Consider the following 18,567-nt stretch of genomic DNA (forward strand, 5'->3'; position numbering starts at 1 on the left):
TCTCCCGTTTATTTTTTACACGGAGTAAGGTACAATACGCAACCGCTGTTACCTTCCACATCCAACGTCAGGTTTTCCTGTCCCTGTAGTTTGATTTCCTTTACGCTGACAACCGCTTTCTTTTTACCCGGTGCCTGATAATATAAGGTCGCTTTATATCGGGATTGGTCTTTCAACATATCAAGCGGCAATACGACCTGCCGTTTATCGCCGGCATTCAGGATGCTGACATACCAGTCGGATGCCGAACGGCGGGCAACTACCGCATACGAATCCATATCGCCTTCATAGAATCGGGTATCATCCCATATAACAGGAATCGAACAATAAAAGTCGGTTATAGCATCCGTCTTAATCACCGATTCGGCAGAACCGGCACCACCGGCACGGGACGGAGCGTTGTAAGGACGGTCATACCAGAAGATAAACTGCCACGGGCTATAAATGGCAATACGTTTAGCCAATTGAGCCGCACGTCCGCCCATCTTTTCCGTCACACGTTCGGCAAAGAAACAGTTCGTGTAATCGCCTGCCCCGCAAATCATACGGTTATATAACGTATAGATCGCCTGATTCAAGTTCGGGCTTTCCTCATCTCCGCGGATACCTTCCTGCGTAATCAGGTTCGGGTAGGTACGGGAATAACCGGTCGGACGGTATTCGTCATGAACATCGACCATGAGTTCATATTTGGCCGCTTTACGAATTGCCTGATGCAGCCAGGCTGTCGAATATTGGTCGCCGACATTCACAAAACCGAATTTGATACCTTTGATTCCCCATTTTTTATACAGAGGAAGGATTTCATCTAACTGTTTATGCAAGGCCTTTTTGTTTACATAGACCAGGATCCCTACGTTTTTAGCGTTGGCATATTCAATCACTTTCGGCAAATCGAGCGGTCCTTTGGAACGCGCCGGGTCGACGGTAACGGTTGTGGCATCCGAAAGCGTATCTTCTTCTGCACCGTACCAGCCGGCATCGAACTCGACATAAGCAATATTGTTTTCAGCGGCAAAGTCGATGGCGGCAAAAGAGCCGGCAGTGGTTAAAGTCACCTCACGGAGCACTTCTCCCGGTTTAATCCAGCTGGTATTCTGAATCTGGTTCGGTTCGTTCAGATTCAACACCAAATCATTGTTCTGCACCAACTGTCCGGGATGGTCGGCAACCATCACATAACGCCAGGGAGACTGGTAACCGGCTAAATCGAGATTCACATGACCGGACAAGACAGACTGTACACCTATCCCCTCGTTACTCTTGCCCAGCTTCATGCGGGAATAATCCACCAAGGCAGCTTCGCCGATTGCCACGAACTTTCGGCCGTTTACCTGTATCACCTGCGGACGGTCTCCTACACCTTTCAGCGCACTCAGTTTCGTTTTAGAATAAGCGCCTTGTGCCATACCGGTCACCCAGGTATCGCAATCGCGGCTGAAGAGGAACTGCGTATTTTCGGCAGTCAGCGTACAATTCCAGAAATCAAGCTTATCGAAGGCATAACGGAAAGCCAACCCTTCATCATACAAGCGAACGAACAGGGTCATTTCTTTTTGGTTCTGATCGGAGCGCAATAAAAGTTCCAGTTCGTTATACCGGTTTGTCACCAGCGAACGTTCCCCGTAAACCGGTTGCCAGGTCTGGTCGACCGAAGTTCTCGCCTGACCGGTTACCTGCCAGTTTCCGGCTAACATGTTTTCTTTCAGCTCCAGCTGTAATGTTTTCGCTTCCATGACTTTCTCCCCCTTGTCGGACAATGCAATCCGTACAGACTTTTCATTCACCAGGATATCCGCCTTCAATGTTTCCGAAGGGCTTGTCAATGGCAACATCGTTTGTGCACAAATCCATAAGGGTTGTAATAAGGCACACAATAATAAATTTACTCTTTTCATATGTAAATAAATTGCGCTCCCTATCTCAAGAGAGCCGTTTAAACCATTAATAAATTGATTTTTTTAGAGTTCAGACAAAACAAAAGAGAGCACTTGTATAGATACAAATGCGGTTGGCTATTATCTTTGGGCATTTTATAATTTTACAACAGCTAAGAAAAAAAATTTCATACACGCGTTAAAGGACTCGCAGTCTTGACCGCTTAGCAGTTGAGATCAGTTTCATGAGCGACCTCTTGCTGTTTCTTACGACAACAAGCCAGTAAAAATCGACCTTCTCTATGTTTTTAACCTACTTCTGGGATTGGACCATCATCACGGCTGATTTTAACTTTATAGCCAAGTGCTTCCAGCTCTTTCTTCAAGTAATTTTTCCGTTTCTGCTCCATCCTTTGGTTGAGATATTCCGCACCGAGTTCCTTATACTCACAAGCCTCTTTCAGTACATGCCATACCGATTTCAGGATCGAGTGTCCTACTGCTACTAAAGCCCTCTTTTTCCCTCGACGGGCGGCTAAACGGTGATAACGTGCACTGTAAAAGGTGTTCTTGGTACGGGTGGCTGCCCACGCAGCCTCCGTGATTACGGCTTTCAACTGTTTGTTGCCATGGGTGGTTCTACCACTTTTTTTTTACCTGCGCTCTCGTTATTGCCAGGACAGACACCGGCCCACGAAGCCAGGTGCTTTTCGGTTGGAAAGGCTTCCATATCCACACCTATCTCTGCTATCAGGTCTTCAACCGTTTTCCGGCTAAGTCCGGGGATCTTCTGCAAGAGTTCCATCACATTCTCATAAGGAGATAAAACCTCTTTTATACGGCAGGTAAGGTCAGCTATGATGGCTTTCGTCTGTTCCATATCTTTACGGATGGTCTGCAACATATAGATGTGATGCGGTTCTATAAAGCCTTCACAAGCCTGATAAAGAAGTTCCGGACTGGCTTCAAGTTTTTTATGATAGATGCAAGTTATGTCATCCATTGTTACATGACCCTTATCGATCAACATATCTATCAGCTTGTTCGCCACGACTCCGTCCAGGCTGCACACCACGCTGGAAAGTTTGATGTTACAATCTTCCAGGATACGAACAATACGGTTTTTCTCAGAAGATACATGCTGGATCAACTTGTTACGGTAACGGGTTAAATCACGAAGCTCACGTTGTTCACGCTCCGGGATATAACTCGGTTTCAACAAACCTGCTAAAAGCAGTTTGCAAATCCAGGCACTATCCTTTTTATCCGTTTTGTGCCCGGGAACATACTTGATGTGCCGTGCGTTCACGATCCAGACTTTCATATCAGGACATTCAAGAATCTTATAGACCGGCTTCCAGTAAACACCGGTACTTTCCATGGCTACATGCGTAATGCCACTGGATAATAACCATTCTTTTAATTCTGTCAAAGAACTACTGAAGGTCTTGTAACTGCGGGTTTCAGTTTTGAGACCTTCGCCACTTATCGTAGCAACTACCATGTCCTTGTGGACATCTATTCCACAACCCCGGAGGATGACTTGTTCAAAAGGTACTGTTTTCATTGCATTCGTTTTTTCGAGTGAATGACACTAAAGTAAACAATACCCCCCTATTTACATGCTCTTGGACGAAATTTATTTCATGGATGTTTCATGATATTTCTTTTCATACTACCAACATCTGCCTAATTAAAAGGGTGTTGTACAAGCAATGGACGCTGTCACAACACCCTCTTTCAATATGTATTACAAAGGAACGAATAAATTTTAATATCCGTCATTCTGAACCAGACCACCTTCCTTGTTTGCTTCTATTTCAGAATTTGGGACAGGTAATTTATTCAGATGATCATCTAATTTATACCCGGCCTGGATAACCTTCGGGTTATATTTCATCAGGTATTCGACCAGCTTATTCATTCGCATCAAGGTATTCAGACGGAAATCTTCCAGATAAAGTTCGCGGGCACGTTCGTCCAGAATCAGATCAATATTTACATCGGAAGCTGTTACCGGAGTTGCGTTTGCTCTATTACGTACCGCATTTATATCTGCGGCAGCAGCATCTGCTTTTCCGGCCAGCAAGTTTGCTTCGGCACGCAATAAATAGGTTTCTGCCAGACGCATAATATACCAGTCTTTATAAATACGGCCATTGTCATGGGTTTCTCCACTCGTGGCATCTTTGAACTGTCCGTGATGCTGGGCAGCAATTATCTTCATATAAGTAGGATCGGTAACCTGGAAAGATGTGGCTTTATCTCCCAGAGTCTCTTCAGTCATAAGCTGACCGTAAAAACGGCCGTTAGGATTCGTCCAGTAATATTCCCGCTTCATATTGTATTTTGAATTACGGATATCCTTGTTCCAGCTATCTTTGTATTGCCAGATTTGCTCGGCTGCATATTTCGTAGGAGAAACAGCACCGACCGGTCGTCCTCCCAAAATATCCTTCAACCAATTGGGTGTGCCGTCCAAATCTTTTTGCGACCACCACGCGGCACCAAACTAACGTTCCAATCCGAAATTACCGCCAGAAACACCTGTATTGCCACCCCCTTGCAGTTCAACATCAAACTGTACATTCCAGATACATTCCTTATTTCCATCGATACGGTTGAAATTATTCTCCCTGAATAGATCCCAGTAGACATCTCCCCAAGGTTCTTTTTCACCCTGATAGTCATAACCTTCAAATGTAAAATCTTTCAGTTTGCCGAATCTCTCCGTCATCAAAGACATAGACGGATTGTTTATAACAGCAGTGGCCTGTTCCACCGCTCCGTTATAATCTTTCAGGCAAATCAGAATCTCCGATAACAAATGGCGGGCTGCAACATTGGAGGCTCTCCCTCCTTTTTGATTATCTATTTCCGGCATCCATTGAACTGCAAACAATAAATCTTCCTTACATTGCTTATAAATTTCCTCCTGGGTAGCACTTTGATAATTGAATTGGGGAGACGTAGTCTCTTCCAACACAATCGGTGCCTTTCCCCACATATTACCCAAAAAGCGATAAGCAAAAGCACGCAAGAATTTAGCTTCTCCGACAATCGCATTCTTCTCTTCTTCGGTATTCCATTTTACCAGAGAACTTTCAGCCCGGTCGATAATCACATTACAACTGTAAATATATCCGTATAACCGCTGCCACCATTTCTTTGCAATTCCATTATCCGCATTAAGGGTATTCCAATAGAAATATTCCGTATATACATCGTTCGACGTTCGCGGATTATTCAAATCAACATCAACCCCCATCAGGTCAAAATTCTGCCATTGGTCTGAATTAGCATAAAAATCATTTCGTATGCTCAGATAGATATTCGCCAGGGCAGCCTCAAAACCTTTTCTATCCGTATATGAGTTTTCCGGTGTTAAGAAGTCCTTAGGTACCTCTGTCAGCAAATCATAACATGAAGTCATGGACCCGGCAAGTACCAATCCTATAAATAGTTGTCTTATTACTTTCATTTTTAATCAGATTAGAAGTTAAACAATAAAGTCATTTGATATGTACGGATAGAAGGAGAAGACGAAATCTTCAATCCGGAATCCGTCTCAGGGTCCAATCCATCCCAATGAGGCGCGAATGTGAACAAGTTGTCTGCACTCAGGGACAAACGCATGTTATTAAATCCGAACGGTTTCACGTAAGGAGACAAATCATAGCTTAAAGCAACCTTCTGCAATTTAATAAAGCTGCGGTCCATATATTTGGTACCCTTGTATCGTGCATTTGAATTATAGTCCAGACGGGGGTACTTCGCTCCCGTATTCTGTGGTGTCCAATAGTCGAAAACAGTCCGGTTATGGGCTCCGCTGTTTATATATTCATCATAATAGGGCGTATTGTTGCCTGACAGGAAGTAACCGTTTCCACCCCAAATGGAATTAATATAAATCATCAGGGAGAATCCTTTATAATCAAACGTATTCGTCAGACTCCAACGGAAATTTTCTTTAGAAGTACCCAGGAACTGACGGTCTTTGTCAGAACTGATTTTCCCATCACCATCCACATCTTCCAATTTGTAGTCACCGGGACGCATACCTTCCATGATTGTACCATTGTCCACATCTTCCTGTTGCCACATGCCATTTACTTTATAATTGTAAATAGTACCTAATGTTTTTCCGATAAAGTAACCGGAACTGATCAGGTCGTCCTCTTTTCCGTCACCATCATTATCTTCGCCATAAATAGTAACCACTTTATTCCGGTTCAGGGAGAAAGCAAAATCAGAAGTCCATCTGAAGTCTTTCGATTCTATATTTACCGAATGTAATCCAATCTCCACACCTTTGTTCCTGATCTTTCCTAAATTAGATAACATAGACGTTTTACCGGAAACCGACGGCAACGATAAACTAAACAACAAATCTGTCGTGTTGGTGAAATAGGCATCTACAGTACCGGAAAGCCGGTTCTTCAACAGAGAGAAATCTACTCCCGCATTAAATCCGGTTGTTTTTTCCCATCCTAAATCATTCAAGGCAAACGAACTGATACCCTGTGTAATCGAATAAGAAGGGTCTCCGGCAAAAATATACTTATTAGTACCCACTTTAGCCAGCGTACTGTAAGGGTCAATCGACTGGTTACCGTTTGAGCCGTATGAAACACGCAGAGCCAGATTATTAATAGGTTCAACATCTTTCATAAAAGACTCATTGGAAATGTTCCAGTTCAAACCGCCGGAAGCGAATGTCGCCCATTTCCGGTTAATGCTGAAAGCTGAACATCCGTCACGACGAACCGTTCCCGTAATTGAATAACGCCCGTCGAAAGTATAAGTACCACGTGCCATCCAAGCTATCGCGCCACTTTCACCGGCACCGGTATTTACCGTCTGCGTTTTACCGTCTTCCAGTTTATTATCCCCCAGGACCGTATTATCGAAGTTTTCAGCATAGGCAGTTGTACTTTCCCAGGTGCGACGTTCCCGCGAGTACAGGAAGGTTGCATCGACATTATGTTTTTGATTAAAGGTGTTATTATACTTTATCATGTTATCCAGCAACATGTTGTAGTTGTTCTCATGCTTCCGTTCACCTTTACCGTTTTTCCCCTGGCCGGCCGTAGTATATTCGTCATAGAAATAGTATTTCTCCGACCAGCGTAACGTATTCGAATAAACCATCTCATAAGACAATCCTTTTACCCAGGGAACGGTTATCTTAGCATTCAGTATAGCTCCCAGGATATTGTATTTTTCCGTATCATCGGTCTTCATACTCCAGAAAGGACTTTCAAAAGAAGTAGTTGTTTGCGGATATTGCAGGTAACGACCTTCATCATCATATAAAGAGGCATACGGACTGAATTGTGCCGCTTTAGTCATCGAAGGAGAGTCGCCGGAATAATCGCGAATACTATAATTTGTTTTTACTCCCACTTTCAGCCAGCTTGTCAAATTGCTGTCGATATTGACACGTCCGGAAAAGTTTTTATAACGGTCGTTCATGACAACACCTTTCTGGTCGGTCAGTGCCGCTGAAATATAATAATTGGCAAAATCCGAACTGTTGGATATGCTGACATTAGCCTTTAAGTTATAAGCATTCTGACGGAACAATTCATAAGGATCGCTAAAGGTCGGACGATGGTCTGAAGTGGCATTATAATTGTCAGCTTCTTCCGGTTGGAGATAAATAGCTATCTTCTCAGGATCGGCATCCAATCCGTTAGCCTCACGCACGTCTAACAATTTTTTAAGATATCCCTGCGCATCATAGACTTTCAAACGTTTCAATTCATTGCTTATCCCATACGACAAATTCACAGAGAACTCCGGCTTAGAAGTTTTGCTTCTACCCCGCTTCGTCTGAATCAGGATAACCCCATTCGACGAACGGCTACCATAAACAGCCGCAGCGCTGGCATCTTTCAAAACCGTAAAACTCTCGATATCTTCAGAGGGGATATCTGCCAACGAACCGTCGTAGATAGCTCCATCCAATACGATCAACGGATTATTACCACCGTCCCGGGTTGAATTCTGGCCACGTATACTGAATCCTGCCACACTACCGGCTTTATTCACACCTCCGACATTCAGACCGGGAACCGAACCTTTAAGCGTTTCCATAATATTGTTTGTCGGTACATCCCGGTAGGTATCAATATTCGCTTTAGTAACAGAACCGGTTATCGCTTGTTTGTTTAGCGTACCATATCCAATTACGACCACTTCATCCAGGGCCTGTGTATCTTCCTGCATTTTTATCTTATAGACAGTCTGATTACTTACCGTTACTTCTTTGGTTGCATATCCGATATATGAAATCAGCAAAGTCATGCCCGGAGAAGCTTCGAGATTGAACTTTCCGTCCACATCCGTTATTGTTCCGGTTGTAGTCCCTTTTATCGAGACATTGGCACCGATAATCGGTTCGTTATTATCGTCGACGATAGCTCCGGAGACTCTTATGGGATTAGCACCAGCTTTCTTTACAGCAAGATAAATCTGATTGTTATCTTTCTTCTCATAGATTAGTCCAGTCCCATTCAGCAGACGGCTCATAGCTGCATCTATCGACTGATTATTGACTTCAAAGGATACTGTTTTATCCAAATCAGGAAGTTGATTACTGTAAAAAAATCGGTAATCTGTGGCTTTCTCAATAGTACGTAACGCCTGCTTGATCGTTTGTTGCTTTACGTTGACTGTTACCTGTGCGAAAACCGAAGTGGATAGAAAGCCTGCTATACATATAGCTCCTATCTTTTTCATAATATTTCCTTTTTCCGGAAAGGAAGAAATAGTTTCTGATTTTTTATTCATACTTTTGTGTAGTATTAAATGGTTAATTACCAGAGAGTGATTACTTGCGAATTTTCAACTCTCTTGATTGACTAATGAAGGGGAAGGTGTTGCAAGCACTTTCCCTTTTTGCGTACATGTGTTTTTTCTAGGTCATATCGATAATATTTAAAGGGTTAATCACTATAGAGTTCTATCACGTCCTCTTTTTTCTTATAAAAGACAGAAGAGGTAAATTGCAAAGCATATAACGTTGATTGCAAGCTGGCATTTTTCAGTGTACCGGTGAAAGTAATGCTATTCAGCTTATCGCTTTTAATCTCAAACTTCACATTATAATTACGCTCCAGCAGCTTGATAATATTCAGGATCGGCTCATCGTTGAATACCATTTCATTATTCATCCAGGCGATAAACAACCGGTCATCCTCCTCTTGTTTCTTTGTCATCCGGGTATCTGCCAACGAATAGACAGCCACTTCCCCCGGACTTAAATGAAGGGACTGTTCCGGCGATGAAACTATAACCGAACCTTCTGCCAGATAAGTCGTGATATTTTCATCATCAGGATAAGCATGGACATTAAATGAAGTTCCTAAAGCACGTACCTGGATATCACCGGCTTTTACGATGAAAGGAGATTGGGCATCTTTTGCTACATCAAAATAGGCTTCGCCGGTCAGTTCGACCTGACGCTGTTTCCCGTTAAAATGACTGCCGTAACGCAGTTTGGAATCGGCATTCAGATGGACTATTGTGCCGTCCGGCAAGGAAATATCCGACTTTTGTCCGTGACCTACTTCTACGGTCATATCGTTATATTTGGTTAACAAGCGGTTTTCGTTCCAATAGAATAACGATATGGCGACGGCACCGAAAACAGCCGCGCAAGTAGCCATACGCATAAAAAACTTTCTGATATTTATCTTTGTTGGGTTAGCCGTTGCAGTGATAGCCTTAAAAATCCGCTCGTCTGTCGAATCAGGCATATGACCGAAGGAATGATCCCATATTTTATCAAAATCATCCGTCCACCTGTCCGGGTCATTCAACAGCCCGGCTAACTGACGTTTTTCACTTTCAGTAGCTTTATTATCGTAGAATTTATCTAATAATTCAATTTGTCTGCTCATAGTTATTCCTTTAAAATAAGAATGAAAAAATAGGATAAAGTAATAAAGCTATGCCATTCAGCAAGTCACCCCTGTTCGCTCTCAGCATCTGGCTTAGGAACTTTGTCGACTGTTTCAGATGACTCTCCACCGTGTTTTCCGAAATATCCAACAGGCTGGCTATCTCCTTTTGCGAAAGATGCTCAATGTGTTTCAAGCGATAGACTTTTTGCCTGGCGGGTGGCAACATGGAGATAATACGCTCCACTTCCTCCAGCAACAGGTTCAACTCGACTTCATCCTCCACACAATTCTCGGCTTCCCTGACATTCTCAATCTGTGAGATCATCAACTGTTCCTGAATACGTTTTGCCGTTTCTTTCAGGAACAGGTTACGAGATACCTTTTTCAGATAACCCTGAAATGAAAATTCAACCACAATCTTCTTCCGGTTCTCCCAAATAATGATAAATGTCTCCTGCACAACTTCCTCTGCCATCGAATAATCGCCGTGCGAAAGCCGGATGACAAACTGAAAGAGAGTATGTTTATATCTATTGTAAAGCTCTGTGAAAGCTTTAAAGTTATCAGACATAATCTCTTTCATTAACTGTTGGTCTGATAACTGCTCAATTTTGTGCATTCGTGGTATTTTTTCTATAAATGATACATTGCATTATTACCGAATCTATATTAAGGATACTATACCGTTATAGTTTCCGTGATTCGGGTACAATTATTTAACATTGTTTTGCATAAGCGAGGTAACGGACTGGAAAATGGTGGCGTTACCATACAAATATAAAAGCAGCTATTACTATAAAAAATAGCTGCTTATTAAGTGGTTTATTATTGCAAACCTTTATTTCCCCATGGCAAACCGATACGTCTGACCGGCCTCTGTCTTCATTTTTATAAAATCACCGTCCACGGTTCTCTTACCGGCAACCGGGTCTGTAATCTCGACTTTCTTACCTTTCCACGGATTCTGTAAAGTTAAATCGCGACCTTTCTCACTGACAAGAGTCAAAGATGTGACTGCTCCGCCTTTCAGTTCGCTGGAAACCAAGAAGGCACCATCCACCCGGATCTGATGGAACGACGCATCCTTATCGCGAGGCCATACAGGAAAGACACGGACAATGTCCTGGTGTCCCATACAGAGCATTTCGTTGATCGTATTGGGTACCGTGCTCCAGTTTTCGATACCATGCGGGTTATTTAACTGGAAGCCATTCGGGTAGGTATGTTTTGAATAAGTGTTCAAATGAGCCAGGATGCTATCCGGCTTATAACCGATCCGCACGGCTGCCGGGAAAAAGCTGTTACTTCCATTCGAATCCAGCCAACGTTGCATTTCATCGACTGTGTTATAAGCGACCTCCAGTAACCTGGGATCACTGTTCAGACCGATCTGGCCTGCCGGATAAATATGCTGGATTCCCAATGTGTTTCCGTCCCACCAGTCGCAACCTTTTTCCGTATACCGGAAGACTGTCTTACCGTTTCGCTCCTGCAACGGATAATCGGGAAGATGTTCTTTGATAAACTGCCACTGCGTTCTCTTTTCTTCATCGACTCCCAAAAGAGCGCTCATGTCAGAAACGGTCTGCATCACCATCCGCACCAGTCCCAATGAAAGAATAGGATTCATCGTCCCGACCGTACCTTCATGGATCGCATCATTATAAATGACATAGCGGTCACCTTCACGTGTCAGGTAATTCTCCCAAAAGGTGGCAACCCCTTTTACAAAAGGATACACTTTCCGGGTATAGGCTTCATCCCAGGTATGATAAAACTGCATAGACATATTAACGACAGCATAGGCGGAGTTGCTTTTTTGTCCCCAGAACATACCTTCGTCTTCTATATTTCCGCTTTTAATCCAGTCATAATAATAGGTATCCATGAACGGAGTCCTGCGGGTCGTCTCAACACCTAATGGTCCCGCACCTACAGGCAGCAAAATGCCTCCCGGAATGCCGGTGACTTTCTCCTAGTAATAGTTTCCTCTCTCTATCTGTGCCAGCATAGAGGAAATATAGGGATCAGCCTGCTCAATCCTGTTTGCCGAGTAAAGCGCATAATAAGGGGCCATATGGTTATAGTTCAGATGATAGTCCCCATTCCAGTAAGGACGTTCCTTCGTGATCCAAGTACCAAAAATAGAGGGTGGAAAATCCATATCCCGGCTACAGGAACCCATGCCGTAAAGAGAAAGGTAATATTGTTTTTCAATTACACTATCCGGTATGCTGACATACGATTTTTCCCAATAATTCCGCCACCATTCTTTATGGCTTTTCTCTATCTCAGCCTGTCGTGCCGGAGTAAAATCTTCTACTTTTTTTATGACAGTAGCCACGCAATCGTCACTCTTGAAATTGCTAGAGAAGGCACACACCAAACGGACCGTTTTCCCCGGTTCCAAGGTGAATTTGCCATCCGTAGATCCGATCACCCGTAACGCCATAGCACCTTTAGTCGGTATATCGACAGAGTCTACGAAGGCACGGGACAGATACTCGATACCATTCGGTCTCGTCTCATGCTCCCTGACATCGGGGAATATCCGTTCACGAGGCGGATTATCAATCTGTTCTTCTTTTCCCAAGAAAGATATTCCGGCAGAACCTTCCACAGAACCATTCCCTTCCATATTCAAATCCACAATCAACATATCTTCCGTGGCAGAAACAAAGGCTTTATAGGAAACGGAAATATCCCCTTTGGTAAAGCGGGCGGTCGATACGGCATCATATAGCTGTTGTTCCACCAGATAGGAAGCATCTTTCAATTGAGGGATATCCAGTTCTATCTTACCCAGGACAAGAGGAAATGATTCGTCCAAAGCAGACTTCAGTCTCCAGAAATCATTCCGGGCGACATAAAAGACCTGCGACTCCGGTGTTCCCGACAAGGCAACCCCGGTAAAACCATTCCCCAACAAAGGTGCATCGACCGAATGCGGTACGGGTATACGTTTAGGAGGTTCCGTAAAGCGGATGGTGTGTTTTCCTATGATATTTTCTGCCTGACTTCCCGACTGATTAGCTTGATCCGTACAAGCAGAAAATAAGAGTGTACTCAATACGGACAGGGATAGTATTAAATTCTTCTTCATTTGTAAATAAATTGTGCTCCGCTAAGGGATATACTGTTCAATTATGTGTCTTCATTTCAAACACAAATATAAAAGCAGCTATCGCTATAAAAAATAGCAAATAGCTGCTTATTGTGTGGATTATTATTGCTTTTACAATAATAACAAGTTCTCTGATTATTCACATATACTCAACGAGACAGGGCCTAAAAGTCCAGCAACCCCATCTCCCCTATATGGAGTCGGAATCGTCTGATAATGATTCAACAATGTACTATAAACCAAGACTTCCAATTGGTTATCACCTTGTTTAACATACTTGCCTATCTCAACTTTGTATGGCGGTCTCATCAGTATGCCCACCTCTTTACCATTAACTTTTACCTCACAGGAAGCATTTACATTGCCCAGGTCCAGAATGACTTTACCGGATGCTTCGGCTTTTGGTATTGTTATCTGCTTTCTGTAATACATTCCACCTGAATAATATTTCAAGGCTCCGGTCTCCGACCAATTACCGGCATCCAAAAGCCCTTTCCCTGTTTTTATTTTAACGGGTTCACAAATCACACCAGTCCCCTGATAACCGGGTTTTCGTTTGATCGAAAAAGCGACCAGGCCAACTTTCTTCCGGGTTTCAGGAAAGATAATACGATACTTTCTCATCCCCGAAGAATCTTCGGATAGAAATCGGATATTCCCTTTTTCTATTGCTTTCCCATTAAACCAGACTTTCAAATCGCTTCCGGCTATCATCATGTCCATTTCCTGCATTCCCGGAACAGAATTAAAACGATAATTCCAAGTAAGATTCTCTCCTCCGTAAGGATCATACAACAAATGATCTCCTAAAGCCCAGCGTGTAGAAATTATTTTGTCGTATGAAGACGGCTTTGCCGGGGTAACGGATGATGCAGGGAAAAATACAACGGAACTTCTCTTTCTAAAATCCCGATACGTACCTTTCTGAAACTTGAATTTACCTTTCTCTGTATTTGCATATGCTACAGTACATGGATGCCATCCTTCTTCCAACCAGATATTTTCATTCGCAGGCTTCTGGTCGATCAAAAGAAAATCAGGTTGAACACCATCAATTTCAATCCTATATGAACCTGTTACAGGGACATAGACTTTACTTTTGTATATTTGATGCGCTCCCTGGTCCAAAATGAAAAAGCCATCGCTGACTTTACCTTTCAAACCATGCCATCCTTGTGATCCCGGATTGTCAAAAACACCATACTGCCATGAAAACTCCAACATCTCTCCTGACGATTCATTTCCTTGTAACACATTATCCAACGGGATATCCGTGGACGTACATTCTGTGACAAATTGAGGTCCAAACCCATACACACTTTCAGGCCATTCCGAATCATCGAAATCTGTCAACATCCAGTTTTGAGGAGAAAGAGTAGCCGGTCGATGTTTAAAAGAACGCGCCTCAGCACCGATAACATCCGAAGCCGGAAAACGATAATCTCCCCATTTATTATCTAATGTCGGCAATAATTCCGTCTCCCACAAACCTATAATTAAGGATCGGTATATCAACTTCGATTCCTTTTTGCCTTCAGGCATTACAATAGGTGTTCCTTTTGAAAAGACAAACAAATACGAATTATCCGGCTCTTTATCCAATCGGAGCCATGTTCCTTCTTTTGTTTGGCGAACAACCGGATAATCGGAGATTGTTCCGTCAGAAGCATTCCAAAGTTCAACTTTACCCGTAGCTCTGAAAAAACATTCTGTACCTTCAGGCACGTCCATAACCATATAGACATCACGTTCTCCCACATATCTATGTAAAACCTTCCCTTCTCCGGTTCCTGATATAAAATCCGGAACAATCAAAGATTTTATCTGCTCCGACACCTTATCCTCCGACACATACAATCCTACTCCCCCCGAATCATGAACCTGTTTCTTTACTTTTTTTCCTTGAGAAACTTCCAGGGATGTCGCACCGAATACTTCCCGGATTATTGCATCCGCTTTCGAATCGTTTTCTCCCATGCAGGTACTGGCCTTCGGCAACTCGCCTGTTGCTATTATTATCCCTCCCGAACGATAAAAGTCCCGTATTTTTAATAAAGAAGAATAATGCATCGCTTTCATATCTGCCAAAATCAATATACGATACTTTTCTCCCGAGATATTCAAACAGCCGTTCTCTACTTTTGATTTTTGCAAGGACCTGTAATCCATAAAATCATAATCCAAACCGGAATTACTAAGTTTCATTGCCTGTTCAAACGCAATCTTTGTGTTAGCATCCGGATAGGCCTGCATCGATTCCGTAGGATACATCAAGGCTATATCACAGACATGAGTACCTTGACTCATCAGAAAACTCAATCTCTCTGTATATTGAAGCCATTGTTTCATATGCGGCCAATAAGGCATTCTGAAATGAAAACAAGGCGGAGCCCATTCCCACCAACCACCATGTGTGGAATAATATAATCCATGCATACAGACTAAATTTCCACCTGCCATAAAATGATGGTCCATTTGTTTGGTCAGCCATGAGCCCGTACTTCCCCATCCCATACTATGAAAAGCCTCAAGCCATGTTCGCGGACGTTCATATAAATGAGCTATTGAACTGGATACTTTCGTTTGCAAAAAACTAGAGCCGGTCGATGGAGCATCATTCCCCGGAGCTGTGTACCAAGAATTAGCCCTGAAATAATCAATATATGCCAATGGTTCCATTCCACGTCCAAAATTATCGCTTCCATAAATCAAACCGCGTGAAGCATGCCAATTATAAATGGGCTGAAAAAAGCGTTCTTCCGCCAAATCCATTAATACATCACAATAATCCAAACGTATCTTTGGTGTTATATCTCCGATACTTTCTTTCAAAGCAGGAAGATAAAGTGTGATATCATACCCTTTCCTTTTTTCAAATTCTTCCTTAAAGTCCTCCGACCAGGACCCTATTTTAATAGGATAAGACAATTCATCCTGAAAAAAATAGTTCATGCCCCCCGAAGCTGCATCTCCCATATTCTTTTCAAAACGATCGAAATACACGTTCACATATTCTCTTCCGATATCCGGATGCAACAAATGACTTTTTTTCGTTGAAAGAATATATATTTTATAGTCTTTCCCTTCCGGAGCTCTCCACAAAAGTTTTCCGCCTGATATATATTCTGTCAGATCTATTTTCCCCGGCCAGGCAACAGCACCGACCAATCTTTCCGGAATGTCATGAATAAAAGTGGTCCCTCCCCGAACAGAATCAGACACAATCTCCAAGTCACCTTGATAATTCTGAAATTTTTCTTCTTTCAACAACTCATCCGTATAATATCCATTGCCAATCCATCCTATGGTATAATCATCCATACCTAAACCGATGTTTTTCCGGGAACATTCTTTGGCAAACCAATTCCAGAAATTCCACCAATCTCCGGAGAACACCTTAGGCTTTCCTGCTTCTGTTTTTCCGGAAAGTCCATATCCGTCTTTCATTTCCCCAACATCCACTTCAGGGTCCATGTGTATATAACTTACAGCAAAACCATCTGTCGCAGATGCAGATAAAATGTCAAGCTGTTCTTTCATTCTTTCCTTATTCAAACTATCACCATTCCACCAATAAAAAGGAACGTTTCCATATCCCTTCGGAGGGTTGGCAAATTCAGAAAAGATATCCGTATCTTTTTTCGGATATCCCTTATATCTTTGTGACTGAGCATAAGTTACCAGACAGGAAAAAAGGTAAAAAGCAACTATTTGAAGAACGACTATCTTCCTCATAAATAAATTATTATTTTGTATTTTATTCGAAATCATAAACATCTGGTCATATAAAGAGGCTTCCCTTTTTACCACGGGAAACCTCTTTACTAATTTATTCTTGTCTTTAAATGACGACAAGATTATTACCAACCGGGATTTTGTTCCAGTACTACATCTTTATTCGTATCAATAACCGTTTGAGGAATAGGCCAAAGATTAAAGGGTTTTGTCAATGTTAATCTCGGATAGTCCCAATATGAATATTTTTTTATACGATCGGCAGCAACTGTTCCTCCCATGCGAAGCAGAGTATTCCAACGACTCTCTTCATACATCAATTCACGGGTTCTCTCGTCAAGGATCAAATCAAGACTAACATCATTAGCAGTCACCAGGTAACTACATTTTGCCCGTGAACGTAACATGTTTATGTCAGATGCGGCACCAGACTTGTCTCCGACTCTCAATTTAGCCTCGGCACGCAATAAAATGGTTTCGGGTAAACGTATCAGATAATCATCACGGAAAATGCTGCGCAATACCCTACCATCAGCCGCCAATGTATAAAAATCAGGACCTATTTTACATGATATCGGATATATCAAGGTGTAAGCACCATCGTCATATTTACCATTTTGATCTTTTTTATAAAGAACATCCCATGGAATCTGTTTTCCATAGTATTCGGATGTTTTTATATTTCCCAAAAAGACACGGCGTAAAACAGCCTCCGAATTACGTATATCTTCACCCCATTTTCCTTCATAAACACCATCACGAGAATAAGGAGTAGGAGTTACCTGGCTACAACCAAAACCCCCGACGTCTTCCATCTGACCACCGATATGCGCTCCTCCCTGATCTCTGAAAACAGGTCCATAAATAGCAGGATAATCCAAACAAGCCAAACTTCCGTCGGACTTATATACCTCATAATCTGATTGAGCACACCATATAGCTTCAGTGTTCCCATCCTGATAATCCTGATTTCCTACCTGGAAAAGATCCCAATAAACATTTCCTTCTATAGGATAACCTGCTGATGAATAAGTCCGGTCAGCAGTCTGTTCTACTGCCGAAGTTGCATAATAGAACTCCGGACCTTCATTTTTACGTGCACCGAAGCGCTCTGTCATAAGACTGTAAGTACCGGAATCTATAACATCATTGGCATACGAAATAGCCTTATTATATGCACTGGCAGCATCACCGCCTTCCGCTTCCAGCAACACTCCCTTATCAATGTACAATTGGCAAAGATTATGCTGAACAGCCGCCCTTACCAAACGTCCGGCTTCTGCTGTCGTAATAGGCAAATCGTTTATGATATCTTCCATTTCGTCGATAGCATATTGATAGGTCTCCATACGTGTCGAACGTTTATAATCATATTTAGGAGTAGAAGTTATTTCTGTTACCAACGGAACTCCTCCAAATAGTTCTCCTAAATTTCTGTAAGCAAAAGCTCTGAAGAATCGGGCCTGAGCAATGATATAAGCTTTGTCGGATTCCGAATTCCACATTATATGCTCTAAATTTGTGGCATAAATGGCGGTATTGGCAGCATTAATCAGATAATAAAATGCGGCATATGTATCTTTGAATACCCCATATTCCGAATTAATTATACTGTAATCATTAAACCGGTAAGAATAACGTATAGTCGGTACATCCAGCACATCAGTTCCGTTTCCCATTCCATACGACCACAAATTCAATTCCCCAAAGTTATTATAAGGACAATATATATTATGTACTTTGATATAGCAAGTAGTAAGTACTTGATCTACCTGTTCGGAGGTAGTAAATACATTGTCGATTGTGTAAAATGTTTCAGGATCTTCTTCCAGAAATTTATTATCATCACAACCAACGACAGTAAAGATTGTCATTAATAGCAATAACGTTTTATATATATATGTTCTTTCCATTGTTTTAT

At 42.3% G+C, this 18,567-nt stretch carries 12 protein-coding genes; all 12 read right to left on the minus strand.

All coding sequences use genetic code 11. From position 1 onward, the window contains the following. Positions 1-8 precede the first annotated feature (8 nt). Positions 9-1,898, minus strand: a complete 1,890-nt coding sequence (locus tag K6V26_RS17205) for a glycoside hydrolase family 97 protein (RefSeq protein WP_224263407.1) — start codon at positions 1,896-1,898, stop codon at positions 9-11. 287 nt (positions 1,899-2,185) lie between these two features. Then, complete coding sequence (locus K6V26_RS17210) at positions 2,186-2,494, minus strand: hypothetical protein (protein ID WP_007657317.1); 309 nt, start codon at positions 2,492-2,494, stop codon at positions 2,186-2,188. Next, positions 2,491-3,444, minus strand: coding sequence for an IS110 family RNA-guided transposase (locus K6V26_RS17215; protein ID WP_010800681.1), 954 nt, complete (start codon positions 3,442-3,444; stop codon positions 2,491-2,493). The genes K6V26_RS17210 and K6V26_RS17215 overlap by 4 nt, the downstream gene beginning before the upstream one ends. Before the next feature lie 204 nt (positions 3,445-3,648). After that, positions 3,649-4,359 carry a RagB/SusD family nutrient uptake outer membrane protein gene (locus K6V26_RS17220; protein WP_224263408.1) on the minus strand — a complete coding sequence of 237 codons (711 nt, stop codon included), beginning with the start codon at positions 4,357-4,359 and terminating at the stop codon, positions 3,649-3,651. A gap of 30 nt (positions 4,360-4,389) precedes the next feature. Then, positions 4,390-5,358, minus strand: coding sequence for a RagB/SusD family nutrient uptake outer membrane protein (locus K6V26_RS17225; protein WP_224263409.1), 969 nt, complete (start codon positions 5,356-5,358; stop codon positions 4,390-4,392). A gap of 11 nt (positions 5,359-5,369) precedes the next feature. Further along, positions 5,370-8,621, minus strand: coding sequence for a SusC/RagA family TonB-linked outer membrane protein (locus tag K6V26_RS17230; RefSeq protein ID WP_224263410.1), 3,252 nt, complete (start codon positions 8,619-8,621; stop codon positions 5,370-5,372). Positions 8,622-8,827: 206 nt separating this feature from the next. After that, positions 8,828-9,784, minus strand: a complete 957-nt coding sequence (locus K6V26_RS17235; protein WP_224263411.1) for a FecR family protein — start codon at positions 9,782-9,784, stop codon at positions 8,828-8,830. 10 nt (positions 9,785-9,794) lie between these two features. Further along, positions 9,795-10,406, minus strand: a complete 612-nt coding sequence (locus K6V26_RS17240) for an RNA polymerase sigma factor (RefSeq protein WP_010802062.1) — start codon at positions 10,404-10,406, stop codon at positions 9,795-9,797. 219 nt (positions 10,407-10,625) lie between these two features. Then, positions 10,626-11,732, minus strand: a complete 1,107-nt coding sequence (locus K6V26_RS17245; RefSeq protein ID WP_224263412.1) for a glycosyl hydrolase family 95 catalytic domain-containing protein — start codon at positions 11,730-11,732, stop codon at positions 10,626-10,628. A gap of 30 nt (positions 11,733-11,762) precedes the next feature. Then, positions 11,763-12,890 carry a glycosyl hydrolase family 95 catalytic domain-containing protein gene (locus tag K6V26_RS17250; RefSeq protein ID WP_224263413.1) on the minus strand — a complete coding sequence of 376 codons (1,128 nt, stop codon included), beginning with the start codon at positions 12,888-12,890 and terminating at the stop codon, positions 11,763-11,765. A 156-nt stretch (positions 12,891-13,046) separates the two neighbouring features. Then, complete coding sequence (locus K6V26_RS17255) at positions 13,047-16,646, minus strand: glycosyl hydrolase (RefSeq protein WP_224263414.1); 3,600 nt, start codon at positions 16,644-16,646, stop codon at positions 13,047-13,049. A gap of 125 nt (positions 16,647-16,771) precedes the next feature. Next, positions 16,772-18,559: a RagB/SusD family nutrient uptake outer membrane protein gene (locus K6V26_RS17260; protein WP_224263415.1), complete on the minus strand. Its 1,788-nt coding sequence runs from the start codon at positions 18,557-18,559 to the stop codon at positions 16,772-16,774. Positions 18,560-18,567 lie beyond the last annotated feature (8 nt).

It is taken from the genome of Parabacteroides goldsteinii (genome assembly GCF_020091425.1).
Lineage (GTDB): Bacteria > Bacteroidota > Bacteroidia > Bacteroidales > Tannerellaceae > Parabacteroides > Parabacteroides goldsteinii.